Source organism: Vibrio sp. MEBiC08052, from assembly GCF_001506075.1.
Classification (GTDB): Bacteria; Pseudomonadota; Gammaproteobacteria; order Enterobacterales; family Vibrionaceae; genus Vibrio.
In genome coordinates this window covers 768,200-794,781 of the sequence record NZ_KQ947475.1, presented here as the reverse complement: position 1 = coordinate 794,781, position 26,582 = coordinate 768,200, and the positions used below count along the sequence as shown (strand labels likewise).

The following is a 26,582-nucleotide window of genomic DNA, read 5'->3' as shown; positions in this document are numbered from 1 at the left end:
CCCGATTCTCACCGCGTAGTACGATGACCGACATGAAAAAGACACTTGACCATCTTCCCGAGCGGAAACAACAGGATATTCACACCATTGCGACCATTTTGCGCGATGTGGTGGATGAATACGTGGCCGGAAGAAGCGGCAAAAAAGCCGGTTTTAAAATTCACAAAATCATCCTGTTCGGCAGTTATGCCAAAGGTAACTGGGTCAATGACCCGGCCAACGGCTATGTCAGCGATTATGATGTGCTGGTGATCGTCAATCGCTTTGAACTGGTGGAAGAATTCACGCTGTGGAGTCTGGCGGAAGACCGTATCAGCCGCCGCATACCCAAAACCCCGCTGGGGCTGATTGTTCATACCCTTGGTGAAGTCAATCAGTGGCTGCACGATGGGCACTATTTCTTTCGGGATATCCGCGAGCAAGGCATCGAGCTGTACAGCGCCGATGGCCGGGAACTGGCACTACCGGGGGATCTGACAGCCGAAGAAAGTCAGCAGATTGCCGAAAAACATTTTGCTCAATGGTTCGAAAGTGCGTCAGAGTTCGTTGATGCCTATGATTTCGCGATGGGTAAATCGAGAATTAATCAAGCTGCATTTTTCTTACATCAGGCAGCAGAACGTTTTCTTGCCTGCACCCTGTTAGTGTGTACCAACTATCTGCCGAAAACCCACGATCTGGAAAAACTGCGCGCCTTCTGTGCCGGACAAGACGAACGCTTCGCCCGCCTCTTCCCTGCCGACAACCAGTTCCGTCGCCGCAGCTTCCACCGCCTCAAACGCGCCTACGTCGATGCCCGCTACTCGGAGCACTACGAAATCACCGTCGAAGAGCTGGACTATCTGGCCGAAGAGGTCGAAAAACTGAAAGTGCTGACGGAAGAGGTTTGTCGGGGAAGGATTGGAGAGAATATTGAATCGCAAAGGGAGAAATAAGCATTGATGTAATTGTTCACGCACTGCGTGAACAATCTAAACTGACAGTAAGCCTATCATCAGTGCCAACATCCTTGACCATATAGTTTCCGCGGGTCATGCGGTAATCGTCTCAATCCGTACTCGTCTTGAAGGTATAACTTCTCAAAGTTCCGAGCCTTTGCTCCCGGTGCTGGTAATTCTCTCAATATCTCAACTACGGCCTGAACTTCCGAGGTATTAAATCGATAACCACGCCGAAGAAGCTCATCTAAAATAACGATTGCGTGTCTGTATACTTCGTCTGAATCTCTCTCATTCTCTACCTGTTTATACATTTGAAACAGAAGACTATATAATGGAGAGGCAGGACTTACCTTTTTAATTACTCCACCAAATACTGACATTTTTTTAAATAACTCCATAGTACAGAAGAAACAAAAAAAGCTAGCATTAAATCCATTGACATAGAGAATAACCAGCCTGAATGTTTTTGTTCTGAGTATTTAATTACAGGATAAACATATTCAATTACTGTAATAATAGGAAATGATATTGCTATTGCTTTTATCTCATTAACTTTGAAATTTTTGCCGCCACGCCAAACATCAAACAAAGCCATAACGACTAAAAACAACATTGCTGTTGTGGTAAAAGAAATCGCCTTTTCTACAAAATCCCCCCAAATATTCCAAGCGTTAAGCCCTGAAAGAACAATAACGATAAAAACACACAACAAAGCAGCTAACGTCTTTAACTTCATAAGTATTACCGATTGATTGACAAAGCCTTATCGTATCAAAAGTCCTGAGAGTCGTTATGTTATTTTTTGCACAGAACATCATAGAATCGGCCACCAGCGATACACAATGCTATCAATAGAGAATGGACTAAAATGATTTTCAGATTCGCTCTGCTCAATTGCCTCCGCACTGCGGAGACAATCTTAACCGGGTAAAAATGCTAGGCACGATTTCGAACGTTTCGCCTCAGGCCGCTGACATCGAAGCCATTAATTTCAATAACGTCTGCTCAAGTGCAGAGTCCGAAATAATCTCAAAATCCGTATAAATCGCCACCGGTTTCAGAGCCTTACTGGTCGTTGGCTCCATGCGGACGAAACCTTTTTCACTAAGCGTTTTTAACGTGTTGGATAAGTTAGATTTGGCCCGACCGGAGATTTTGGCCAACTCAGTCAGGCTTGCCGGTTTTTCCGTATCAATCAGGCGTAATAAGGCGATATTCTCCGGCCTTAAAATCTGTGCTACCGCATTGACCGATGTGTACCAAACTTTCGGCTCGTCCGCTTGCGGTGCATATTTCCCCTGTGCAATCGCCAGCAGACGGAAACGAATCAGTGCTTCAGACATAATGCCGATTCTTGCTTTCATGTTATTTCCCCTCTATTGCTACGATGGTTGCGTCAATGCCCGAGAAAAAGTCCTGTAGTAAGGTATAAACATCCTGAAATTCATAGGGTGTTCCCTGATCAATCGCAGTCCGGTGCAAATGATCGTAGTCATACCGTTTGCCGCTGAATCGTTTATTTTTCCGTGGCTTCACTGCATGAGCATTGTCATAACCAAAAACTCTTTTGTTAAATCTGTTATGTAGCGTCATGGTGTAACGGATCCCGTGAGGACGTTCTCTGGTTGGCGGAACCGTCCATGCTTCAATTTTCCACCAATAACCATCATCCCGGTACACGACTGTGCCATGCATACTTAACAAAATATCTAATCCTTCCATCAGCTCTCCTGATGTTATACCCAGAGTATAACAAAATAAATCCTATTAGGAAGTCATTCATCACCAAATGATGCCGTTCCGCACTTTTCAATTCCCCAAAATCCAACGCATTCGTTAATCTCTCATCCTTTACCAACACCTCATTTACACCAAAAACCGCACTCACACGCAAAACGCACCTCACCCCCCGAAACTCCCATTTACCCGATTCTCACCGCGTAGTACGATGACCGACATGAAAAAGACACTTGACCATCTTCCCGAGCGGAAACAACAAGATATTCATACCATTGCGACCATTTTGTGCAATGCCCGCTACTCGGAGCACTACGAAATCACCGTCGAAGAGCTAGACTATCTGGCTGAAGAGGTTGAAAAACTGAAAGCACTGACCGAGGAAGTGTGCCGGGGGAGGATTGGAGCGTGATGGTTTCTCTGCTTGCAGATTGGATGGACGAATACCATAATTAGGTATTTATTGGTATCAGAGGCATTCAACATGGCGAAGAACACCAGCATTACCTTAGGCGAACACTTCGATAATTTTATTGCCAGCCAGATTCAGAGTGGCCGTTATGGCTCTGCAAGTGAAGTGATCCGCTCCGCACTGCGATTACTTGAAAATCAGGAGACCAAAATGAATACACTGCGACAACATCTGATTGAAGGCGAACAAAGCGGTGATGCTGACTATGATTTGGATGATCTTATCCATGAGATCGATAGTGAAACGGAAAAATGAAACCATTTACCCTCACCGCTCAGGCCAAAGAGGATTTAAAAGCGATTGCTCTGTTTACACAACATCACTGGGGAAAGGCACAACGAAATCTCTATCTAAAGCAATTTGACGATTCATTCTGGCTGCTTGCCGATAACCCCAGTCTGGGTAAACCATGTGATGACATCCGTTCAGGTTATCGTAAATTTCCTCAAGGCAGCCATATTATTTTTTATCAGGACACCGGCAACCAGCAGGTGAGAGTGGTACGTATTTTACATAAAAGTATGGATGTGAACCCGCTTTTTGGTTTGTAGTCAGCGAATTAAAGTCCCTAAGTCGTCGTTTATATTATTTTTTAGAGTGATGCTGCTAGCACTTCAACTCAAGCCCCTAGCTTAGCTGCCATTAATTTCAAAAATTTCAAAATGCACCCTTGATTGAATTTATGTTTCAGAGCATTCAGGAAACGCTCACCAGTGCCCCCCAGTTAATACTTTGATTTCATGATTAGAAAAGTCAGAAGTAACGGTTCGAGACACACTGCAACAAGTGTTGTCACTTAAAGATCGTAAATCATTCCGTGAACGTTATCTGAAACCGGCGCTGGAAATGGGCCTGATTGAAATGGCGATCCCCGATAAGCCCAACAGCAAATCACAGCAATACCGCCTGACTGAATCAGGTAAAAATTACTGGAAATTGAACCACTGAAAATAAAAGCTGAATAAAAAAAATTTGTCATCCGTTAAAGTATAAATAAATCATAACGAAGCGGATCATTGCTGCAACACTTACAAATAATAATGCCAATACGGCATTGACAGCTCCTCAGTCTTTCCTACACTCAATCTGAAGGTCGCAGCTGATATGAAACAGCCTGCTCCTTTAGACAACTATTTCGGAGATAGCTGCATTATATGTGCCAAGTGTTTTCTGTCTATTAATGTCAATCTCAGAAGTAGTTCATATGATTACAGTTAGATAAGGAAAATATTATGTCATCAGTTAATGTGCTAGTCGCAGTTAACGTTGAACAAGCGTTGGTTCAGGCTGCCTCAGGGAATACCAACATTGGGAATTTTGTCTATATGGTTGATAGTACGGGCTACTGCTCTAGTGGACAAGGTGGACACGAACTCACCACAACCGTCACTTCCGGTGAAACGATTGTATGGACCGTTCAATCCATCGATCCATCCACAGAAGTCACCATCATCGGTTTTGAAGGAAATGCTATCGGTACTCCTGGTGGTTCACATATTATCAATCCGATGCAATATCCTCAGTTCTCTGGTTCCGTATGGGGTGGACAGGTTTATGCAGCATCTAGCGGGCCAGATCAATACTCCATCAGATTATTGTTGGGAGGTGGTGTGCACTGTTGGTTTGACCCCTTCATTATTTCTAACGCACCAGCCAATCAGTAATCAGGTAAACTGATTCCCGATGAGATCAACGAACGCTACCGGATAGTTATCGGTAGCGTTTTGTGTTGATAACGGGTTCTATATTGACAACAGATAGCATCCATTGCCCCGATTCAACCAGTCTGACATCACTCAATGACTACGGATAGCCAGTTCATCTGAACCGTTAACCATTCGCGACAAAAAATGCAGACGTACAGGATAGTATGCTGAAGTTTGCCAGCTAACCGTCTGTTGAATAAAACCTAAGCAAAAGAATTGATGCAAATCGGCAACTGACGATTGATAGCACCGAAAGATGTCAATATGATGTAATGATGCATACAGAACCTGACTTCTCTATCCGGGTTCTGTTCACAGGAGAAAAACAGCTGAAATCATACCGTACAGATTGTGCCGGTCTGTGATTTTGTCCGTTTTGTATGTTTCAGGAGGCAATGTATGTACGTTGTGACGGTGACTTTCACCCTTGTTCCCGAGTCATTTGAATCATTTATTAAACTCGCCCAAGAGAATGCAGACATCGCGAAGGATGATCCCGGATGTCTCCAGTTTGATGTTTGCTGGAATGATAAAGATAAGCAGGTCTTTTTCTATGCGCTCTACGGTTCGGAAGAAGAATTCAACGAATGTTTGAAAAACGAGCACTCACTCATCTTTGATCAGAAAACAGAACCAATGATCGTGGAAAAAAGATCCAAAATTTTCTCCAAAATCCATATGGCATAACCATCAATTTGTGATCCGCACCGACTCAGGCTAGTGCGGATCGTTTATGAAGTCAGATATCCACCGACTGTAATTTCGCCTGACGCATTTTCTTCAATGCAATGCAGGTGAGCGCAGTGACAACGGCCCCAAGTGCCATACAGAACAATGCCAACAAAGGTTTGTTCATTGCTCCCAGTAAAGCGACAACCGGTCCACCGTGCGCCACACTATCCGTGATGCCGAAAGAAAAAGCCATCACTGCTGCAACCATTGAGCCCAACATATTGGCAGGAATCACTGACACCGGATCCTGCGCTGCAAACGGAATCGCCCCTTCAGAAATCCCGACCAACCCCATTGCGCCGGCAGCTTTACCAGCTTCCAGTTCTGATGGCTCAAACAGGCTCAGTTTACGACCAAGTACCGTGGCTAAACCCATACCGAGCGGTGCAACCGGAATAGCACAGGCCATCGCCCCCATAAACTGCGTCTGCCCGCTGGCAATCATGCCGACAGAAAACAAGAAGGCAACTTTGTTGAACGGGCCACCCATGTCAAATCCGGCCAGTCCGCCCAAGACAATGCCCAACAACACCATATTGCCGGTACTCATCGTGGTCAGGAGTTCGGTCATGCCATGCATCAAACTGGCAATCGGTGCACCGATGACAAAGATAAACAGACCGGAGATAAACAGCGCACCGGTAATCGGCGCGATCATAATCGGCACCAGCGGCTGAATCATCTTGTGATAATTGAAACTGGTCAGCCAGCGAATGAAATACCCCACCAGCAACCCGGCAATAATCGCACCGATAAACCCGGTGCCGGCGTCGGCATCATAAAATGAACCGTTATTGGCAATCCAGCCGCCAATCATCCCCGGAGCCAGTGCCGGACGGTCAGCAATCGCATAAGCAATATAACCGGCCAGAATCGGAATCATCAGTTGGAAGGACACAACACCGACATCCAGAACTTTATTCCACAGGCTTCCTTGCGGAATCGCCATCCCGGCTTCAGTCGGCTCTCCGCCAATCGCCAGTGCCAATGCAATCAACAAGCCACCGGCAACTACAAACGGAATCATATGCGAAACACCGTTCATCAGGTAACGATACAACTCCGGACGGTTGCGGGATGGCTGTGCATCACGGTTTTCCGCAGTAGAATCAGGCTGATAAACCGGAGCCTGCAATGCTTTGTGAATCAGACCTTGTGCATCACGGATCGGCTCTTTGACGCCGGTTTCAATCAGTTTTTTACCGGCGAAGCGGGTCAATGATACCTGCTTGTCACTTGCGACAATAATCGCGTCAGCCGCTGCAATCTCTTCTGCCGTCGGGCTGTTTTTCACCCCGATCGATCCGTTCGTCTCGACTTTGATCTGATAGCCCAGTGCCGCGGCACCTTTTTCCAGCGATTCAGCCGCCAGATAAGTATGAGCAATCCCGGTCGGACATCCGGTCACCCCGATCAGAAAGCCGTTTTCTCCGGATGACTGCGGGGTCGGTTCTGACTTCGCCAGCAACAGCGCCAACGCATCCTCTTCAGTCTGCGCGGCAAACAACTGCGCAATAAATCCTTCTTCAATCAGTTTGGCAGAAAGCTCCGCCAGTACTTCGACATGATGATTTGCATTGCCATCGGGAGAAGCAATCATAAAAAAGAGTTTCGATGGCTGTCCGTCTTCAGCACCGTAATCAATGCCCTGACGGCTGATCCCGACCACAACGGCAGGCTCGCTCACCGCTGTACTTTTGGCATGAGGAATCGCAACACCATCGTCAAAACCGGTATTGCCGAGCGCTTCCCTGGCATAAATATCCGCTAAAAATTGTTGTTGATCGGTGATGCGTCCTTCCGCGGCCAGCATTTCAGCCAGCTCGGCAAGCACGTCATCTTTGGTGGTTGACGAGAGATTCAGCCGAATCAATCGCGATGAGATAAGTTGAGTAATCATTTTCGTTCCCCGTTCATTCTGTCAGTCATCATTTCTTGGTGGGAGAAAAGAAGAAAAAAGTGTCTGTCCCCGTAAGAAACCGGGCATTTTACGGCGTCTGTCCCTGTAACTATTCCTGTAACAGGTAACGAACGTTGACCGCTGGGGTGTCTGTCCCCGTAACTGCCTGTTCCCATCGCTAATATTGTGGTGACTGTCCCCGTTAGTTAATAGTGAAACAAAAATGCATTTACTGGAGGATTGTATCATCATGATTCAAATGTGATCTGTATCGGTCTGTGGTACTTAAGTTCTATGCTTGAATCATGAATAATATTTATATCAATAAATCACACAGCGGTTCAGGAACAGAGAAAAATGTATGATGATAACAACATGACTTGTCATACAATTCTGCATGAATGAGTGACGGCAGGAAATGATGAGCCAGGTATTTCACAATCTGATTGAAGCGATTATTGATGAACGGGACAGTTGTCAGCGCATCTGGTTTGCCGGTGATCAACAGACACCGCCGCCATTTAGTTATCAGGTCAACTTTCCTCGTCTGGAAATTGCGCTCAAAGGTGATTACAGCAATCATATCGAAGATGCGTTGCATGGCATCACTACCGTTGAGATTCAGGCCGGGAGTGCGCTGTATATTCCCCCCAATTGCTGGAATAAGCCGGACTGGGAAAATGAGTGTTCGGTGCTCAGTCTGTTGTATGGCCGCCGTCAGATTGGGTTCAGCTTTGTCGCCAAGCGCAAAGGAACCGACGGATTTTATGATGTCCAGAAGCATAGTGTGCAAATGCGCACCGGTTATGCGATCGATAATATTCTGGAAAGCCTCAATGCACTGGCGAGAGAAGCACAAAAATCACCGATGGACGAACACCTGCTTTGCGCGCTGCTCAGCTACACCCAAAGTATTCTCCGTCAGCCGGAACGTTCAGCCAAAAGCCGTAGTGAAGATCTCTATCAGGGGATCTGTATTTATATTCAGGAAAACTTTCACCGCGGCATCACCCGAGACTCGATTGCTTCACGGTTCAGTCTGTCTGCCAATCACCTCTCCCGGCTGTTTCATCAGCAGGGGCACATGACACTGGCTGACTACATTGCCTGGGTCAGAATTGATCGGGCGAAGTTCATGCTGAAAAAATACCGGTTCCGCCTTCACGAGGTTGCCGAGCGTTGCGGTTTTCAGGATGTGAATTACTTTTGTCGGGTGTTTAAAACCAAAACCGGCATGACCCCTTCCGAGTACCGGACACGCTTTGATTAAAGCGCTTTATTTATCCCCGGGGACTCTTAAGATCACTCAAAGATAGCATGGCAGGCTCAGCGTGCTGCATTACCGTTCGCCATCACATGGAGCAGAATGCCTTTGAGTGTCTCCTCCCGTTTGGCATCAAGCAGAAGCTGTGTATTCAGATCGTCGATCAGCCAGCGGGTCAGCCGGGTCATCGCCATCACAATATCCCGGTTCAGCGACTGAGGCAGAACCAGACCAATCAGTAATGAGACCGGTGCGCACACCGACTGCCAGTCCAGAGGCTGTGTCAGGGGCATCACCATCAGTACCGGTATATCGACCACCTCACTCATCACATGCGGCAATGCCACCCGGTTCGGGAGTGCGGTTGTCGAGATATCCTCTCGCTGGCAGAACTGTGTCAGTAGTTTGTCTACCCGCCCGGGTGCAATTCGGGCGGCAAGATAATCCAGTGCTGAACGCTTATCGGCAAATCCGGCATGGCATTCATAATCCCAGCGGTACGCAAACGGCAGAGAAAATGCCGGATGGGAGGCAAAGAGTTGCTCCGCAGCGTGATTCTTACGGTGTGAAGTTGAAAGCATAATCGCGTGTTCACTTAAGTATTCGGTGAAAACCATGCAGGCCAGTTCGGCATCCAACCCCTCTATCGCGATCTGACACAACTGATCGGCACTGTTGTTCAAGCTCAGAACATTGAGCGGCTGACTGAGCGGGGTATACGTTCCCCGGCTCAGATTATAGAAGACAAAAATCGAACGAAAATAGCGACAAAGCTGTTTCAGCGCATTCGCCTGCCATGCCGGAAGCCCTTTATCCTTGAGTAGAAAAGTGATCCGGGTGGTAATCATACTTTTTTCAGACAGCGCTCTAAAACCGCTCCTGCATGGAGCAGAACCTCTTCAATGGAGAAATGAAATACCGGACAGCCTTTAAACCGGGATTTCTCTTCGATTTCGATATCAGAGACGATCATCCGGATATCGGCAGCAACAATATCTGCAACCGTCAGCTCATTTTCGATACCCATCGCTCCTTGCGTCTCAACTTTAATCGCCAAACCTCGCTGGCTGGCAGCTTTATGGAGTTGCTCTGCTGCCATATAAGTATGAGCAATTCCGGTCGGACATGCGGTTACGGCAACCACCTTCATGATCTCTTTCCTTCCCTTATCTGATAGTCATCGGTTGCAACTTATCACCGAGATGTTTTCCTGACCAGTATAACTCAATTGACAAATAACTCATCAGAGCTGCATTTATTTGTTCAGCGTTAAAGCCGGAAAAGAACCGTTACGGCCACGGCATATAACTCAGGTAGTCCAGACCGGCAGACAACTTGATGCCCAGATATAAATTTGCAGCCTGAACTGCCTGACCGGCAGCACCTTTGACCAGATTATCAAGAGAGCAGATAGAGAGGCACTTGTTCTGTTTCACCACCGTAGACACTTCCGCATTATTGGTGCCACAAACTGTTTTTAACATCGGTGTCTGGCCATTGATGAGGTAATAAATAAAAGGAGAATATTTGTAGGTAGAAAAATAAGTGCGCTTCACATCTCTTACGGTGAATCCTTCATTCAACGTGCTATAGGCCGTGATATACACACCACGCAGAATATCCAGATCAAATGCGGAAAAAATAATCTCCAACGGTTCATCGGTATATTGTTTCAGTGTTTCTATTTCAGGTAACTGCACGTGATGAAAAGCGTCATGTAAACCAAAGTTATTCAGTCGCTCTGCATATACAGCCGCGGAAATATCTTCATTAAACGTTGAACCGAGCTTCGCTTCAATCACAATATCACCTGAAATCATGTGATTGTGAATCAGCGGATATAATGCGTAGATAGCAGCCGCTGCAATCCCCCCGGGGATTTGGATCATCGATACCGATGGATCCGGTGCAGTCAGTTCCGGGATAAAAAACTGGCAGCGGAGATTGTCGGCTAAGTCGGCCGGTGACTGAAGCGTAAAGATGCCATTGCTGTCCATCGACTGAAATCCATCTCCGCCACTGAGATTCAGTATCCATGTACTATGTTGGTTGAGATAAGGTAGGTGTGCTGATAATTGCTCCTGAGGCAGGCAGGAAAAAATCAGATCATAGTGGTCATTTAACTCATCCAAAGGTAAATAACGGAGCATAGGCTGATCACGCTGGTAACGAAACCGGTCATTATACCGTTCAACCAATTCACCCGCTTGTGACTCCGAAGAGATAAAAGTAACCGCTATATTGGGGTGATCACTGAGTATTCTATATAATTCTCCGCCGACAAAGCTGCTTCCTTCCAAAATTGCAGCATGATAAATCCTATCCATTTTAATCAATGTCCTTCTCATGCAGTCTCATGACTTACAATAAAAACCACATGCTATAAATAATCATCAAAAATTAAATATAAGAGAACACAAGAACATTTCAACTTCATCTTGTAACCGGGTTCATTTATCCGCACTAATTTTATATGCGAAAATTCAGGAATAACATTTGATGGAATATGGTCTATTTCTGCCCTGCAACAGGGCGGAAATAGACTTCATTCAGCAAATTATAAAAACGCCTTATACGGTAACTCGGGTTCATCGGTAAAGATATCGCGGAAGCCCCGGAAATGCTGATAATGCATCCGGCCTTTGTCCGTCGGATAGGTATATTTACCGCCGACCTGCCAGAAGAATGGGGCAAAGCCGTACTGTAAGCGTTCTTTTTTCATCTGCCATAACACTTCAATTTCACGCGGATCATTCTGGAAGTTGGCCCAGATATCATGATGGAATGGCACCACTACTTGGCAATCCAGCGCTTCACCGGCGCGCAAAATATCGGAAGCGGTCATTTTATCGGTGACACCGCGTGGATTCTCACCATATGAGAGTAAGGCGACGTCGATCTGGTATTCGTTACCGTGTTTGGCGTAGTAATTGGAGTAATGTGAATCACCGGAGTGATAGACCGAACCACCGGTTGTTTCGATTAAGTAATTCACCGCCCGGTCATCCATCCCGTCCAGAATCGATTTGTCATAAGATGAGACCCCTTCCGGCAGGGTGACAAGGGCCGTCCGGTCAAAAGAATCCAGCACTTTGATGCGCACATCGCCGATCTCGATACAATCACCGACTTTGGCAACCACACAGCGTTCTTGCGGGACACCCCAGCTGATCCATAAATTCACACACGCTTGCGGGCCGATAAACTTCACATGCTCACCACAGTTTTGCAGCACGGCCGCAGCCACGTTCACATCGATATGGTCGGCATGATCATGAGAAGCCAATACCGCATCAATTTCTTTGATGGCAAACGGATCCAGCACAAACGGAGAGGTTCTCAAATTGGGCTGTAATTCACGCACACCACCCATGCGCATCATCTGATGCTGATTCTTCATCAGTGCATTTTTTTGGGTGCGTTTACCGGTGCCGCACCAGAAATCAATTGACAGATTGGTATTGCCTTCGGTTTTCAGCCAGATGCCGGTGCATCCCAACCACCACATTGAAAACGTATTCGGTTCAACTACGGTTTGCTCAATCTCTTCATTGAGCCAAGTTCCCCATTCAGGAAACGTATTGAGGATCCACGATTCGCGTGTAATTTCGTTTACCTTACTCATAACAACACCTTTTATTTCTGATTTATTATAAATTTTGCATGTAGGGAGCCGTGCGCTTGGACCGAAGTCCAGGCACCTAAAAATATGATCAGTTCAGAATGGAGCGCGATTCAGCGCGGTATCAGGCTAGACCAAAATGACCTGTGTCCCCTGCGCTTCTAATGCACTCACAACGTGGGTCGGCGCATCTTTACCGGTAATCACCATATCGATCTTGCTGCTCGGGCAGAACAACATGCCTGTCCGTTGGCCGACTTTAGAACTGTCAACCACCACCACCAGTTTGTCGATCTGTTCCAGCATCTGTTGCTCTGCGACAGCGGTTAACATATCAGCCTTGTATAACCCGTTTTCCGTCAGGCCTTTACCACTGGTAAACATCCAGTGACCGGCATAACCGCCCAATGCATCCGGTGCCGGATTAAGGAAAATATTCTGCGCTTTATTGTATTGACCACCGATAATGATGACATCTTCGTGATCCTCATGGATCAGATAGCTCGCCAACGGAAAGTAATTGGTGACGATTTGGACATCCTGCCCGCATAGCTGTTGCCCCAGCATAAATGCCGTCGAACCACAGTTGATAACAACACTATCCCCCGGCTGACAGAGCTCGGCAGCGCGCATCGCAATGAGAGACTTCTCCCGATAGTGTTCGGTGCTATCAATATTCAGCGGTGTCCACTTTTTCTTTTTGCCGACAATCCGTTCTGCACCATTGCGTACTTTCTTCAGTTTACCGAGTTCATCAAGTTTTGAGATATCGCGTCGGGCGGTTGCCGGAGAAACATGAAAGGCGTCGATAATATGAGACACATTGATCGATTGTTTCTCTTCTAACAAAGACAGAATGCCATGATGTCTCTGGACTTCATTCATAAGCATCATCCTATTTATCACTGAGCGTCATCACTGAGTGATTACTTGTGATTATATTTGATTTGTTTTGATTCTATTAATCATCCCGATTGATGTCAAATGATTCAGATGAAAAATTAAATGCCCAATCGCATAAAATAATAAATCATTGTTTTTAAACAAAATAAATTATATCAAGTGATCAGCGTAGCATTTGTAACACCGGATGCCATGTAAAATTGATATAAATCAATTCAATCAAAAACAATCATTGAATGATTACAAATGATTTTTTAAAGTCTATTCCGTGAGCAAAACACATCGATTCCTGCATATCACATGACGGAATCCCTCTGACCTACATCTAACGACAAATACAAATATATCTAGGGGTAAGGATATGGAGTTCTTGTATAACATCTTCTATATTTTTTACAGCCAAGTGATGACCAAAGCCCCGCTACTCCTCGGTTTGGTTACTCTCATCGGTTACTGGTTGCTAAAAAGAGATGCAACGACCATTTTGAAAGGATCGATTAAAACCATCGTTGGTTTTATGCTGGTTCAGGTCGGTGCAGGTACACTGGTCGCAGGCTTTAAGCCAGTGATCGCGAAACTCTCGGAATACCACGGACTGACAGGTTCGGTGATTGATCCATATACAACGATGATGGCCACGATGGAGGTCATGGGCGAACGGTATTCATGGGTCGGTTATGCAGTATTACTGGCACTGGCGATTAATATTGTGTTGGTGCTATTTCGCCGTTATACCGGTATTCGCACCATCATGCTGACCGGGCATATTATGTTCCAACAGGCCGGTCTGATCGCTGTCTTTTACCTGATCACCGGTGCCGGTATGTGGGAAACCATCCTCTGTTCAGCGGTATTGATGGCGCTGTACTGGGGTATCTCATCCAATATTATGTTTAAGCCGACAGAAGCGGTCACCGGTGGTGCCGGATTCTCGATTGGTCACCAACAGCAAGTCGCCTCTTGGATTGCCACCAAAGTTGCCCCCAAACTCGGGGATAAGAATGACAGTGTCGATCACTTGAAACTGCCCGGCTGGCTCCACATTTTTCACGACAGTATCGCCGCAACAGCCATTGTTATGACGGTTTTCTTCGGCATTATCCTGCTCTCTTTCGGCCTTGATAACCTCCAAGCGATGGCCGGGAAAACCCATTGGACGATTTATATTCTTGAAACCGGTTTGAAATTCGCAGTTGCCATTCAGGTGATTGTCGCCGGGGTGCGGATGTTCGTTGCTGAACTGTCTGAGGCCTTCAAAGGTATTTCGGAACGCGTGATTCCCAATGCAGTCCTCGCCATTGACTGTGCTGCTATCTATGCCTTTTCTCCCAATGCGATGGTATTCGGTTTTATGTGGGGTGCTATCGGCCAGTTTACCGCGGTGCTGGCGATGCTCGCTTTCAATGCGCCAATCATGATTATTCCCGGCTTTATCCCGATGTTCTTCTCCAACGCCACAATCGGGGTTTTTGCCAACCATTTCGGTGGCTGGCGTGCGGTGATGAAGATCTGCTTTGTGATGGGCATCATTGAAGTGGTCGGGTCGGCATGGGCAATCCACTTATTCAGTCAACATGGTGTCGCATTCAACGGCTGGATGGGCATGGCCGACTGGGCCTTGGTTTTCCCTCCGATAATGCAAGGTCTGTCGATGTCGAAACTGTTCTTCTTCGCACTGATCGGGTTGGCTGCCCTCTATATGTTTTTCGCGGCCAAACGGCTGCGTGCTGAAGAAGATGCTCAGGGTATGGTTGAAATCAGTGAAGAACCCGAAGTCCTCGAAGCCGTAGAACAAGCCCTGAAAACACATGACGGACAGCGTCCGGTCAGCATTCTCGCAGTGTGCGGTAACGGTCAGGGGTCATCAATGATGATGAAAATGAAGATCGGCAAATATCTGGAGAAAAAAGGCATTCCGCATGTCATGGACTCCTGTGCCGTGTCTGACTACAAATCCAAACTGGCGACCACCGATATTATCGTTTCATCCAGACACCTGTCCTCTGAAATGGATCCGGGAGAAGGGAAGTTTGTCCTTGGCGTACAGAACATGCTCAATCCCAATTCTTTCGGTGATGAGCTGCTGGAGATCATCAATAACAACTTTGCCGCTCATCGGTAAGGTGACATCGACCACATAAAACATTGAACATTTTACTATGACTACGGGCCCGTCCTTTTCACCTATCTCAGTCAAAGGACGGCCCCCTCACGGAGATGATTATGGGACTGAAACAGTCACTGATTGAGAACAATTCAATCCGGCTACAGGCATCGGCTTCAGACTGGCGTGCAGCGATCAAAATCGGCACCGACCTGCTGATCGAATCTGGGGCGATCCTGCCGTCTTACCATGACGCCATTATCAGCAGTGTCGAAACACTTGGCCCTTATATTGTGATTGCCCCTCAGCTGGCAATGCCACATGCCCGGCCGGAAAATGGCGTGGTACGCACTGCTTTTGCATTAGTCACGCTGGAAAAACCCATCTACTTTACCGGAGAAGATGAGCCGGTTGATGTGCTGATCACGCTGGCCGGCAGTAGTTCTGACGAACATATGGAAGGGCTGATGGAAGTCACTCAGATATTAGATGACGACGAGAGCGAAACCGGTGTGGATCTCGACAAACTCCGTCGTTGCCGTTGTCAGGAAGACGTGCTGCAAGTCATTGATACAGCACTGGCGAAAGCGTCAGCTTAAGGAACCAACATGTCAGTACCGTCAGACTCATTCCAATCGTTAAAACAGCAAGTGCTGGACGACAACCTGCAACTGCCACGTTATGGGCTGGTGACATTTACCTGGGGCAATGTTTCTCAGATTGATCGCGCTGCCGGTGTGGTGGCAATCAAACCATCCGGTGTGGCATACGAAGCGATGACCGTTGATGACATTGTGATTGTCGATCTGGCCGGGAATCGGGTCGAAGGCACCCTCAATCCGTCGAGTGATACCGCCACACATCTGGAAATTTATCAGGCTTTTCCGCAAGTTGGCGGGATAGTGCATACCCACTCACGCCATGCCACGATCTGGGCGCAGGCTGAACGGGATATTCCGGCTCTCGGAACGACTCATGCCGATTATTTTTATGGCGACATCCCCTGCACTCGTCGGCTGTCCGGTGATGAAATCATCAATAGGTATGAAAAGAATACCGGATTGGTGATTGTCGAAACGTTTCACATGCGCCATATTGAACCGATGTCTGTCCCCAGTGTGATTGTCGCAGGACATGCACCATTTTCATGGGGGGCCGATGCAAACGACGCCGTACATCACGCGGTGGTGTTAGAAGAAGTTGCGGCGATGGCGATTGCGACACGCTCCTTGAATCAAGGGATCACCATCCAACAGGAACTCTCCGACAAACATTACCTGCGTAAACACGGTGTAAATGCTTACTACGGACAAAGGTAATCTTACATGTATAAAGTGCTTGCATTAGACTTAGACGGAACCGTACTCACGGACGACCACACCATTCACCCTGAAGTGAAACAGGCGATTCAGGCGGCGCAGCAACAGTGCCATGTGGTGATTGTCACCGGTCGTCATCATACCGCAGCAAGACCCTATTATCTCGAACTGGGGCTGAATACACCGATCATTTGCTGCAACGGCACGTATGTCTATGACTATCAGAACGACACCGTCCTGCAATACGACGCGATTGCCAAAGACGATGCGCGGAAGTTCATCGATCTCGCGACACAATACCAAATGAAAATGGTTCTGTACGTCACCGATACGATGAACTATGCCAAACATAATCCGATTGTGTATATGGAAGCACTCGAAAAATGGGCCAACCAATACCCGGAATCCATCCGTCCTCAGATCCATCGGATTGATTCATTTCACCAATTAGTAGAACAGGCAGATCACGTGTGGAAGTTTGTTGTCGAAGGGGTGCCAAGCTCGGTCGAACGGCTCTCGGAACACCCTTGGGTGAAAGAGACATTCAACGGTGAATTCTCTTGGTCAAATCGCATCGATTTCGCCGCCAAAGGCAACAGCAAAGGCAAACGACTGGCCGAATATGTCGCCAATCTGGGATATGACGCCAATCACGTCATTGCCATCGGTGATAACCACAATGACATCTCAATGCTGACCTATGCAGGCTTAGGCGTGGCAATGGGTAATGCTGACGACACCGTCAAATCTCACGCACAACAGATCTGTCAAACCGATAATAACAGCGATGGCATTGCCCATCTCATACGACAGAAAATTCAAGGATAAATCTCATGACCCTACCCATGATTCAAATTGCTTTAGACCAGACCGACCTGACCTCAGCCATTGAAGTGGCACGCCGTGTCGAAAGTTTTGTCGATGTGATTGAGGTCGGCACCATTCTGGCTTTTGCTGAAGGCATGAATGCCGTCAGAACGCTGCGTCACAATCATCCGGATCATCTGCTGGTTTGCGATATGAAAACCACCGATGGCGGTGCGATTCTGGCCCGGATGGCATTTGAGGCCGGGGCAAACTGGATCACCGTTTCCGCTGCGGCTCACATCGCAACCATCGATGCCTGTAAACAAGTCGCCGATGAGTTTAACGGTGAAATTCAGATCGAAATCTATGGCAACTGGACAATGGCTGACGCTAAATCATGGGTTGACTTGGGGATTACTCAGGCAATTTATCACCGCTCGCGCGATGCAGAGCTGGCGGGTGTCGGCTGGACACCGGACGATCTGGATAAGATGCGTCAATTGTCAGATCTAGGACTCGAACTCTCAATCACCGGTGGCATTGTTCCGGATGATCTTTATCTGTTTGAGGGAATCAAAGCGAAGACCTTCATTGCCGGCCGGGCGCTGGCCGGAGCGCAAGGCCGCGAAACGGCAGCCGCGCTGAAAGGACAGATAGAACGTTTCTGGGGGTAAGCGGATGTACCAACATGTACAACGTCACCGGACCGGCCTGTATGAGAAAGCCCTGCCAGCCAACATGACATGGGAAGAGAAACTGACGACGACGCGCGCATTGGGATTCGATTTTCTTGAAATTTCGATTGATGAATCGGACGAGCGGCGTAGCCGGCTCGACTGGGATAACGACACCATTTATGGCTTGCGTCATTTGTGTGAGCAACTTCAGGTACCGCTGCATTCGATGTGCCTGAGTGCCCACCGAAAGTTTCCATTCGGTTCGCTGGATCCAACCGTTCGTCAACAAGCGGATCTGCATCTGGAAAAAGCCATCACACTGGCTTATAAATTGGGCATCCGGGTGATTCAACTCGCGGGATATGATGTTTATTACGAACCCACCAGTGCACAAACTCACGCCTATTTTGTGGAAGGGATGAAGCGCGCGGCAAAATTGGCAGAACGTGCCGGGGTCATGCTGGCGGTAGAAATTATGGATACGCCGTATCTCAATGCGCTGAGTAAATTTGAAGTGCTGAATCGCGCGGTGCACTCCCCCTATTTCACTGCTTATCCGGATGTCGGTAACATCAGTGGTTGGAATTACGACGTCTGCACGGAACTTGCGTTGAGCTTACCGCATATCACGCAGATTCATCTTAAAGACACCCATCCGGTCAGACCGGGTTATCCGGGGCAGTTCCGCGATCTGGTGATCGGTGAAGGCGACGTTGATTTTTCGGCAGTATTCAGCACCCTTAAACAGCTTGACTGCGTGGTGCCGTTAGTGCTCGAAATGTGGGCTCAGGATGAGCGCTGGCAAGATAATATTCACACCGCCCAGCAACGTCTCAACCAAGCCTGCATGGTGGCAAACCTGCCACCGCTCTTTCCACAACCGGCAGTTGCCGTTCATTAGCCCCCTTGACAGTCCGGACAGGCACATCGGTGTCTGTCCTTGCTCTCTGCCTCTGCATAAAACCGATTCATCTCTTAATCCAAAGCACGCCTGAGAAGAACATATACGCTGAGTAAAAAGTTTAACCGGAAAAATTGACATCTTTCCCGGGTTGTCGCAAGGTGAATGCTTGTGCATATAACGCTGATCTCGCTCGCAATTTGATGAAATTAATCCACTTACAACTATTCTGGTATGAGAAGTATCACACACTGCTTGACATGGAAGACTTGCCAACGCTGTCACCGACTCAAGCACAGGAACTCAAACACTGGCTCAGACAACGTCGTAAGATCCTTGCTTATGAGGTGCACCATCAACCGTGGGTCAAAGTTAATGTGGAGGGAGCGTCTTCCAGCCTGTGTTTGCTGCCGAACGGAACATTGACCGAACAGGATTTATTCAGTGACAAAGCGCTACACGGCCTGTGGAAAGTGGTGAATGGTTTCTTATTCATGAAAGTGGTCAGTGGCGAGTTTATTATTGAGTATCAAGTCGTCGGTTGTGCGGAACAGAATATTCACTGCGGTATTGAATATATTAACGGACAACTCAGTTCTTACAGTAAATTTATTCAAACCCAGTCATAAACAACACTTGCGGATGCGGATCAGTCACGATAATCATAAGAATCAGTTTTCATTCGTTAAAAAATTGTTTTAAATAGCAAACACCCGTGCGACACAGATGGAACGAGTCAGTTATGTCGATCGATTTCAGAGCCAGATTCAGATTCAACCGCCCTTATGACCAAAGTAACGGCAAAGAAGAAAGTATCATTCCATATAACCACAATGGGAAAATCCCGTCGTTATCCTGCTTTGAAAGTGATCGCGGCCGGATCATCAATTCCGCAGCAATTCGGCGCTTGCAACAAAAAACGCAGGTTTTTCCGCTGGAACGCAACTCCTCAGTCCGGAGTCGTCTAACCCATTCGATGGAAGTGCAGCAAGTCGGGCGTCATATTGTGCAGCAAATTTATAAGATGCTGGGGCGAGATGCAGAACGCTACGGGCTTGAATCGCTGGAACGCCACTTTGAATCGATCGTGGAAATGGCGTGCCTGATGCATGATGTCGGCAACCCACCCTTTGGCCATTTCGGTGAGCAGGCAATCAATGATTGGTTTGCGCAATATATTCCCTCGAAAGCCGCAACAGTCCCGCTGTCTGAGCCATTGCAACGCGACCTCACCGAATTTGAAGGCAATGCTCAGGCCGTCCGGTTGGTCCATTCGATTCTCAGCCTGAACCTCACCTACACACAGATCTCAGCGATCCTCAAATATACCCGTCGTGGCGATGAATTAAGCCCGAAGACATTGCAGGCTCAAGGTCATCAGTTTGCTGTCGGTGAGCTGAAATATCTGAAAAAGAAAGTCGGTTACTATCTCAGTGAAGAGATCTTTATCGATAAACTGTACCGCTCTCTTTCTCTGGAAAAAGGCAATCGCGCGCCATTCTCTTATATTATGGAAGCAGCCGATGATATCTCATATGGTGTCGCTGATATTGAGGATGCCGTCGAGAAAGGCATTATAGATATCGAACAGACCAGTGCCGCACTGAAAGCCGAGTATCAACGTCTGCGGAAAGAAGACTATCCGCATGCTGATCAAGACACGATGGATAGCATTGTTGAGACGTCACTCGCTAGTGCCACTCGTGCCAATAACTGCGCGGTGAGCCATTTTTTTATTACCTTAAGGGTCGAAATCAGCAAACGCCTGCCGAAACATGCTGCCGAGCAGTTTATTCACAATATCGAGGCCATTTACCACGGCAATCTCGACCGTGCGCTGATTGAAGACAACAGCACCGAACATGTGCTGGTCGAGACGCTGAAAAACGTCGCCAAAAAACATGCGTTCTGTGATAAAGAAGTGGAAGCCCGTGAACTGCAAGGCTATCAGATTATCACTGGCTTGCTCGAATTCTATAAACCGTTATTAGAACTGAGCAAAGAGCAGTTTGAAGCGATCGTGGACGGTGAGAACAAGCCTCTTCTCCCTGCTCGCTTATATAAAAAGTTACCGAACAAACACTTGCGAGCCTACGAAAATGCGCTGAAAGCAATTCAGCGGGGGGATTTCCCGGGAGGGTATTCACTGGATGAGAACAGTTGGGAATATTACTTTCGGGTCCGACTGATTCAGGATTACATCAGTGGTATGACCGATCAGTTCGCTTTTGATGAGTTCCGGGCATTGAGTGTGATTGATAGCTTATAAATCACGATTGTTCGCAAAGATGGTCAATCGGCCATTGACCATCTTTGTAGCATTTTTAACCAAAATACTGTTTCACGTTTAATACCACACCGGAAACATCCCCACCCCACACACATGTTTAAAATTCAACCACTCCCACTAAGTTCTGACCTTTATACCGACCGGGTGCAGAATAAAATATCAATATATTTTATTCACAAGTCACATCTCGCTTAAAATGCCAAAAAAACATCATCTATTTATTATTCTATAAATAAACCAAAAACTGACATAACTATCTATATTTTTTATTTTCAGCCGAAATACATATTCAAATTATTGACACAATTCAAAATTTAACATCGTTTTAAAAATAGATAGCATTGGAAAGTCACATATATTAACATTTGATTTACATTGAGATGAATATATTGCAAACACAACACCGCCTCAATGACACACAACAACACTCAAATACAGGAAAAATAACTATGCAGTCACTTGTTGATTTTTTGAATGGGATCATCTGGAGCCCGGCACTGATTTATCTATGCCTTGGTGCCGGACTTTTCTATTCGATCCTGACTCGCTTTGTTCAGGTCCGTCACTTTGCAGAAATGTGCCGCTTACTCTTTTCGGCCAAAACGTCAACGAAGGGGATTTCTTCCTTTCAGGCTTTGGCCGTGTCGCTTTCGGGGCGTGTCGGAACCGGGAACATTGCAGGGGTTGCGGCCGCGATCGGTTTCGGTGGTCCGGGCGCAGTCTTCTGGATGTGGGTAGTCGCTTTCCTCGGTGCAGCCACAGCTTATGCCGAGTCAACACTGGCTCAAATCTATAAAGAAGAAGATAACGGTGAGTTTCGTGGTGGCCCGGCTTACTACATCGAAAAAGCAATGGGCCAAAAATGGTACGCGATGATTTTTGCGGTTGCCACCATTATTGCGTGTGGTGTGCTGTTACCGGGCGTTCAATCAAACAGTATCGGCAATGCCATCGAATCAGCTTTCGGCAGCGGTGAAATGGTTGAGACTGCAATCGGTACATTCAGTATGGCGAAGATCCTGACCGGGACTATCATTTCTATTCTGATGGCTTTCATCATTTTCGGTGGCGTTAAACGTATTGCAAGTTTCACTCAGATTGTCGTCCCTTTTATGGCACTTGCATATATTATTACCGCCTTCGTAATTATCCTGCTCAATATCAGTCAGGTTCCGCATGTCTTCAGCCTGATTATCGGTGATGCGTTTACACCAATGGCTGGAGTGGGAGCAGCTATCGGGTGGGGGGTTAAGCGCGGGGTTTACTCCAATGAAGCGGGTCAGGGAACCGGGCCTCACGCGGCAGCCGCTGCGCATGTACAACACCCGGCTCAACAAGGTTTGGTTCAGTCGTTTTCCATCTACATTGATACGCTGCTGGTTTGTTCCGCAACTGCGTTTATGATTCTGATTACCGGTGCTTACAACGTGCACGGCGCTGCTGAAGGGACATTCCTCGTGCAACATCTGGCTGCCGATGTGGCGGCAAACAGCCCGGCATTTACGCAGATTGCGATTGAAAAAGCGATGCCGGGGGTCGGAAAAACCTTTGTCGCCATTGCGCTGTTCTTCTTCGCATTTACCACCATTCTGGCCTACTACTATATCGCCGAAACAAACGTCGCCTATATTTGTCGTCGTTTTGGTTCTGAGGCTCTGACCTTCTTACTCAAGATTGTCCTGCTCAGTGCAACGTTCTACGGTTCGGTGAAAACCGCCAACCTCGCGTGGGCAATGGGGGATATCGGTGTGGGTCTGATGGCGTGGCTCAATATTATCGGGATTCTGATCATCTTCTTCCTCAATAAACCGGCGATGTCCGCCCTGAGCGATTATGAAGAACAACAGAAACTCGGTGTCGAACAATATACCTTCAACCCGGTGAAACTGGGCATTAAAGGCGCAGAGTACTGGGAACGTCGCTATGAGCGTCAAACCGGTCAGAAACCGACTGCGACCTCTGACAGTGAAGTATTGCCCCTGACGAGTGAGCGGGCTGAATCATAACGGTTGAGCAAAATAGTTAAAAGGGAGCCGAGGCTCCCTTTTTTCATTGTTGTTGGTCACCGATGAATCCCGGTACTCGTGATCACTGCTCCGTTGTATTGCTCACTGGTGCAGGCCAGCATAACTCAATAGTCGTCCCGCCGGCTTCATTGAGCACACAGCTCACTTCGCCCTTATGAGCATGAGCAATCGCTGCAACGACGGCTAAGCCTAGCCCGCTCCCTCGCTGTGAAGTATCTTTTGCCCGGTGAAATGCCGTAAACACATTCGGCAATAATTCCGGTTCAATACCGGGGCCTTGATCGGCAACACTGACAAAATAACGCCCGTCTTGTTCCCTTGAATGAATCGTCACGGTTCCCGGCACAGCATATTTGCTGGTATTTTCAAGTATTGCCAGTAATGCTTGCCGGATCCGCATTGAATCACAGATAACGGGCTGAGTATGTAAGTCCAGTCTGACTGATTGCCCTGCGGCCTGCAGCATATTCTCAGCCATATCTGTCACCGACTTGATTTCCGCAGCGAGCTCGACCGCTTCAATATTGATGTTCAGCTCGCCGCTATTCATTAAGCTCACGACTCTTAAATCTTCGATTAAGTGAGATAAGCCTTCGACTTGAGTTAATAACTTCAGAAACTGTGCTTTGTCCGGGGTGAAAATACCCTCGGCTAATCCCTGTAATCGCCCCCGTAAGATAGTCACCGGGGTTCTTAATTCATGGGCAATCGCCGCATTCCAAAAGTTTTGCGCTTCAGACATCTGTCGTAATTTCTCGGCTAAAAGATTGAAATCCTCTACCAGCAGCGCTGCCTCTCCTAACGAACGATCCCCGACGGATACCCGCACATCCAAATCCCCTTTGGCAATGGTTCGTATCCCTTGCGCAACGGAGTTTAAAGGTTCTAAAATTCGTCTGGATAGCTTAATCGCCACATGGACAGCAAACCAAATCACAAAAGCAAAGGTACACAGAATCCAAACCCATTCCGGGAAGGAAGGCGTGATATCACTCTCACTGGGGATTTCATTCGGCCAATACTTTTCCCACAAGTAATAAAACACAAATGAGCCGAAAAGCACGAGTAACGCCGACCCCATCGCAATTTTCATCATCGATAATGCAATCTGGCGACTCAACCCCGCTAATTTCATGACTCTCCCCGGAAACGATACCCGACCCCACGTACTCCGGCAGGAATACCATAAATACCGACCACTTCGAGTTTTTTGCGGATCTTACTGATGTGGCTATCAATCGTACGCTCCAGCGTGTCGCCCTCCGGTAAACACGCACTCAATAACTCGCCTCGGGTAAAGACCCGCTTCGGTGAGCGAATAAAATGGGTCAGTAACTTAAATTCAGTCAGTGTTAAAGAGAGCAAATAGCGCTGCCCGTCTTGATTGACCGAGATTTCATGACTGTCTAAGTCAACTTCAAACGGAGCAACACGCAATATCCGCTGCGCATGGTGTTGAGGACTGTCCATTGTCCGTCTAAGCACGGCTTGTACCCTCGCCACCACCTCTGCCGGATTGAACGGTTTAATCACATAATCATCGGCACCAATTCTCAGCGCCACCAGTTTATCGACATCCTGATCCATCGCCGTCAACATGATGACGGGGGTATGACTGTGCTGACGCAGCTCAGTCAAAACTTTCCATCCGTCCATCTTCGGCATCTGAATATCGAGCAGTATGAGATCAGGTTTCAGCGATGAATGAAGCGCCAGTGTTTTCACCCCGTCAGTTGCGTGCACAGTACGCATACCACTCCGTGCTAAATAAGCACCTAGTATATCCGCAATTTCAGGCTCGTCCTCTGCGATCAGAATCAAGGCCTGATGGTTTGCTCCTGCGTCTTGTTCTGAATCAGCGCTCAATTTCTGCGCGTCAAAGCGTAAATCGTTCATCTCCATCAAATCTCCACATTTATTCGGCGGAACCTCCACATATGGGTGGTAGACTTAACCCATCTCTACAGCACCAGCACTTCAATCATTGCCAAAAGGATACCTCAGTGAAAAAGATAAATATATGTGTCCGTTGTCACTTACATATATTGACCCTTCTCTTTTTAGTCGCTTGTAATCAATCCGAGATCGATAAAGAAACAGAGTCGCAAGCAGTCGTACCTTTCGTTTCAACCATGACGATGAAGCCAGCACAACTGGAGGTCTTTGAAGAACTGCCGGCAAGAGTCGCGGCTGTCCGCGTCGCAGAGATCCGTCCACAAGTGAGCGGCATCGTCCAACATCGCCTCTTCAAACAAGGGGCCGAAGTCAAAGCCGGTCAACCTTTATTTCAGATTGACCCGATGCCCTTTCAAGCGGATGTCGATACGGCCAAAGCCAATTTACTGAAAGCCGAAGTAACCTTAAAACGCGCTTTAGAAAAAGCCTCATATCTAAAACCGCTGGTTGAGGCAGACGCGATTAGTCGCCAAGAATATGATGATGCCGTTTTACAACGTGACCAAGCCAGTGCAGACGTTGCCCAAGCCAAAGCGACGCTTGCTCGCCGGTTGCTGGATTTAAAGTATGCCAGTGTCACCGCCCCGATCGCTGGGCGCATTGATCAAACGCTGGTCAGCGAGGGGGCACTCGTCAGCCGATCGGATAACACCCCGATGACACGCATTGAACAGATTGACCAAGTTTTTGTTGATATTCGCCGTCCGTCATCATCGCTTGAATCACTCCGTGATACGTTCGCAGCAGATACGGCTGAACCAACCGCTGCAACGCCAACCAATATCAGTATATTACGCTCGAACGGGCAGCCTTATCCGCTGCAAGGGCAATTGCTATTTTCAGGGATCAATATTGATACCAGCACCGGAGATGTTTTATTGCGGGTGTTGGTTGATAACCAGCAGCGCCTGTTGCTACCGGGGATGTTTGTCAAAGCCCGTGTTTTACGCTCGCGTTATGCCAACGCCCTGACCGTGCCGCAGCAAGCCATCACCCACATCGGCGGTGTGCCCCATATCTGGGTCATCGACTCCCAAGACAAAGCAGCACTGAAAGCCGTCTCACTCGGTGCGTTGGTGCAAGGCCAATACCATATCAAATCCGGTCTGCATGCCGGAGATCATGTTGTGGTTGAAGGCAAAGAAAGACTGCAAGACGGTATGACAGTTCATCAGCGGCCGTGGCAAACGTCAACGCCCCTTTAAATATTCACAGTCAACACAT

Annotated in this window: 28 protein-coding genes and 1 pseudogene; 18 read left to right on the top strand and 11 right to left on the bottom strand. The window is 47.5% G+C overall.

The genetic code is table 11. From position 1 onward, the window contains the following. The first annotated feature begins 32 nt into the window (after window positions 1-32). Complete coding sequence (locus tag VRK_RS03735; RefSeq protein ID WP_059120156.1) at window positions 33-935, top strand: HEPN domain-containing protein; 903 nt, start codon at window positions 33-35, stop codon at window positions 933-935. A 364-nt stretch (window positions 936-1,299) separates the two neighbouring features. Here VRK_RS03735 and VRK_RS03725 read toward each other — a convergent pair whose 3' ends face one another. The 3 genes from VRK_RS03725 to VRK_RS03715 all read right to left on the bottom strand — a co-directional run bounded on the left by VRK_RS03725 (window position 1,300) and on the right by VRK_RS03715 (window position 2,663). Next, window positions 1,300-1,677, bottom strand: coding sequence for a hypothetical protein (locus VRK_RS03725; protein WP_059120154.1), 378 nt, complete (start codon window positions 1,675-1,677; stop codon window positions 1,300-1,302). 226 nt (window positions 1,678-1,903) lie between these two features. Beyond that, complete coding sequence (locus VRK_RS03720; RefSeq protein ID WP_059120153.1) at window positions 1,904-2,305, bottom strand: HVO_A0114 family putative DNA-binding protein; 402 nt, start codon at window positions 2,303-2,305, stop codon at window positions 1,904-1,906. A gap of 1 nt (window position 2,306) precedes the next feature. Further along, entirely contained in the window at window positions 2,307-2,663 is a 357-nt protein-coding gene (locus VRK_RS03715) for a toxin-antitoxin system TumE family protein (RefSeq protein WP_059120152.1), read from the bottom strand. A gap of 235 nt (window positions 2,664-2,898) precedes the next feature. On the opposite strand from VRK_RS03715, the gene VRK_RS03710 reads away from it, so the two are divergent. The 6 genes and pseudogenes from VRK_RS03710 to VRK_RS03685 all read left to right on the top strand — a co-directional run bounded on the left by VRK_RS03710 (window position 2,899) and on the right by VRK_RS03685 (window position 5,543). Further along, window positions 2,899-3,090 carry a hypothetical protein gene (locus VRK_RS03710; RefSeq protein ID WP_059120151.1) on the top strand — a complete coding sequence of 64 codons (192 nt, stop codon included), beginning with the start codon at window positions 2,899-2,901 and terminating at the stop codon, window positions 3,088-3,090. A gap of 72 nt (window positions 3,091-3,162) precedes the next feature. Continuing rightward, window positions 3,163-3,405 carry a type II toxin-antitoxin system ParD family antitoxin gene (locus VRK_RS03705; protein ID WP_059120150.1) on the top strand — a complete coding sequence of 81 codons (243 nt, stop codon included), beginning with the start codon at window positions 3,163-3,165 and terminating at the stop codon, window positions 3,403-3,405. Then, the gene (locus VRK_RS03700) at window positions 3,402-3,701 is read left to right on the top strand and encodes a type II toxin-antitoxin system RelE/ParE family toxin (protein WP_059120149.1); all 300 of its coding nucleotides are present in this window, start codon (window positions 3,402-3,404) and stop codon (window positions 3,699-3,701) included. Before VRK_RS03705 ends, VRK_RS03700 begins: the two co-directional genes overlap by 4 nt. Window positions 3,702-3,918: 217 nt before the next feature. Continuing rightward, window positions 3,919-4,098: pseudogene (locus VRK_RS03695) on the top strand (Fic family protein); the annotation flags it as partial. A 284-nt stretch (window positions 4,099-4,382) separates the two neighbouring features. Continuing rightward, entirely contained in the window at window positions 4,383-4,814 is a 432-nt protein-coding gene (locus VRK_RS03690) for a hypothetical protein (RefSeq protein ID WP_157371843.1), read from the top strand. Between the two features lie 441 nt (window positions 4,815-5,255). Further along, entirely contained in the window at window positions 5,256-5,543 is a 288-nt protein-coding gene (locus VRK_RS03685) for a putative quinol monooxygenase (protein ID WP_059120147.1), read from the top strand. Between the two features lie 52 nt (window positions 5,544-5,595). Here the strand turns inward: VRK_RS03685 and VRK_RS03680 are convergent, their stop codons facing one another. Next, a complete protein-coding gene (locus VRK_RS03680; protein ID WP_059120146.1) occupies window positions 5,596-7,488 on the bottom strand; it encodes a PTS fructose transporter subunit IIABC in 1,893 nt (630 codons plus the stop codon). Window positions 7,489-7,909: 421 nt separating this feature from the next. On the opposite strand from VRK_RS03680, the gene VRK_RS03675 reads away from it, so the two are divergent. Next, entirely contained in the window at window positions 7,910-8,758 is an 849-nt protein-coding gene (locus VRK_RS03675) for a helix-turn-helix transcriptional regulator (protein ID WP_059122631.1), read from the top strand. A gap of 56 nt (window positions 8,759-8,814) precedes the next feature. Here the strand turns inward: VRK_RS03675 and VRK_RS03670 are convergent, their stop codons facing one another. From VRK_RS03670 to ulaR, 5 genes are all read right to left on the bottom strand, one after another. Then, on the bottom strand, window positions 8,815-9,600 hold the full coding sequence (locus VRK_RS03670) for a PTS sugar transporter subunit IIA (protein WP_059120145.1): 786 nt from the start codon (window positions 9,598-9,600) through the stop codon (window positions 8,815-8,817). Beyond that, window positions 9,597-9,902 (bottom strand): PTS fructose transporter subunit IIB, encoded by a 306-nt coding sequence (locus tag VRK_RS03665; RefSeq protein WP_059120144.1) that lies wholly within the window; start codon window positions 9,900-9,902, stop codon window positions 9,597-9,599. Before VRK_RS03665 ends, VRK_RS03670 begins: the two co-directional genes overlap by 4 nt. 139 nt (window positions 9,903-10,041) lie before the next feature. Then, window positions 10,042-11,079 carry a hypothetical protein gene (locus VRK_RS03660; protein WP_059120143.1) on the bottom strand — a complete coding sequence of 346 codons (1,038 nt, stop codon included), beginning with the start codon at window positions 11,077-11,079 and terminating at the stop codon, window positions 10,042-10,044. A 230-nt stretch (window positions 11,080-11,309) separates the two neighbouring features. Continuing rightward, entirely contained in the window at window positions 11,310-12,377 is a 1,068-nt protein-coding gene (gene ulaG / locus VRK_RS03655; protein ID WP_059120142.1) for an L-ascorbate 6-phosphate lactonase, read from the bottom strand. A gap of 126 nt (window positions 12,378-12,503) precedes the next feature. Further along, window positions 12,504-13,259, bottom strand: coding sequence for an HTH-type transcriptional regulator UlaR (ulaR, locus tag VRK_RS03650; protein WP_059120141.1), 756 nt, complete (start codon window positions 13,257-13,259; stop codon window positions 12,504-12,506). Window positions 13,260-13,638: 379 nt separating this feature from the next. Between ulaR and VRK_RS03645 the strand changes: the two genes are divergently transcribed. The 9 genes from VRK_RS03645 (at window position 13,639) to VRK_RS03605 (ending at window position 23,381) form a co-directional block, all read left to right on the top strand. Continuing rightward, on the top strand, window positions 13,639-15,399 hold the full coding sequence (locus VRK_RS03645) for a PTS ascorbate-specific subunit IIBC (RefSeq protein WP_059120140.1): 1,761 nt from the start codon (window positions 13,639-13,641) through the stop codon (window positions 15,397-15,399). Between the two features lie 101 nt (window positions 15,400-15,500). After that, entirely contained in the window at window positions 15,501-15,980 is a 480-nt protein-coding gene (locus VRK_RS03640; protein ID WP_059120139.1) for a PTS sugar transporter subunit IIA, read from the top strand. Window positions 15,981-15,989: 9 nt separating this feature from the next. After that, window positions 15,990-16,700, top strand: a complete 711-nt coding sequence (locus VRK_RS03635) for an L-ribulose-5-phosphate 4-epimerase (protein ID WP_059120138.1) — start codon at window positions 15,990-15,992, stop codon at window positions 16,698-16,700. Between the two features lie 6 nt (window positions 16,701-16,706). Beyond that, window positions 16,707-17,528: a pyridoxal phosphatase gene (locus VRK_RS03630; protein WP_059120137.1), complete on the top strand. Its 822-nt coding sequence runs from the start codon at window positions 16,707-16,709 to the stop codon at window positions 17,526-17,528. A 5-nt stretch (window positions 17,529-17,533) separates the two neighbouring features. Continuing rightward, the gene (locus VRK_RS03625) at window positions 17,534-18,181 is read left to right on the top strand and encodes a 3-keto-L-gulonate-6-phosphate decarboxylase UlaD (protein ID WP_059120136.1); all 648 of its coding nucleotides are present in this window, start codon (window positions 17,534-17,536) and stop codon (window positions 18,179-18,181) included. A gap of 4 nt (window positions 18,182-18,185) precedes the next feature. Next, window positions 18,186-19,085 carry an L-ribulose-5-phosphate 3-epimerase gene (locus tag VRK_RS03620; RefSeq protein WP_059120135.1) on the top strand — a complete coding sequence of 300 codons (900 nt, stop codon included), beginning with the start codon at window positions 18,186-18,188 and terminating at the stop codon, window positions 19,083-19,085. A gap of 203 nt (window positions 19,086-19,288) precedes the next feature. Next, complete coding sequence (locus VRK_RS03615) at window positions 19,289-19,714, top strand: hypothetical protein (protein WP_059122630.1); 426 nt, start codon at window positions 19,289-19,291, stop codon at window positions 19,712-19,714. A gap of 113 nt (window positions 19,715-19,827) precedes the next feature. Further along, complete coding sequence (dgt, locus tag VRK_RS03610; protein WP_059120134.1) at window positions 19,828-21,354, top strand: dGTPase; 1,527 nt, start codon at window positions 19,828-19,830, stop codon at window positions 21,352-21,354. 470 nt (window positions 21,355-21,824) lie between these two features. Further along, on the top strand, window positions 21,825-23,381 hold the full coding sequence (locus VRK_RS03605) for an alanine/glycine:cation symporter family protein (protein ID WP_059120133.1): 1,557 nt from the start codon (window positions 21,825-21,827) through the stop codon (window positions 23,379-23,381). Window positions 23,382-23,463: 82 nt separating this feature from the next. On the opposite strand, the gene VRK_RS03600 is transcribed toward VRK_RS03605, so the two are convergent. Continuing rightward, window positions 23,464-24,537 carry an ATP-binding protein gene (locus VRK_RS03600; RefSeq protein ID WP_059120132.1) on the bottom strand — a complete coding sequence of 358 codons (1,074 nt, stop codon included), beginning with the start codon at window positions 24,535-24,537 and terminating at the stop codon, window positions 23,464-23,466. After that, complete coding sequence (locus VRK_RS03595; RefSeq protein WP_059120131.1) at window positions 24,534-25,304, bottom strand: response regulator; 771 nt, start codon at window positions 25,302-25,304, stop codon at window positions 24,534-24,536. The genes VRK_RS03600 and VRK_RS03595 overlap by 4 nt, the downstream gene beginning before the upstream one ends. A 101-nt stretch (window positions 25,305-25,405) precedes the next feature. On the opposite strand from VRK_RS03595, the gene VRK_RS03590 reads away from it, so the two are divergent. After that, entirely contained in the window at window positions 25,406-26,563 is a 1,158-nt protein-coding gene (locus VRK_RS03590; RefSeq protein WP_231735731.1) for an efflux RND transporter periplasmic adaptor subunit, read from the top strand. Window positions 26,564-26,582 lie beyond the last annotated feature (19 nt).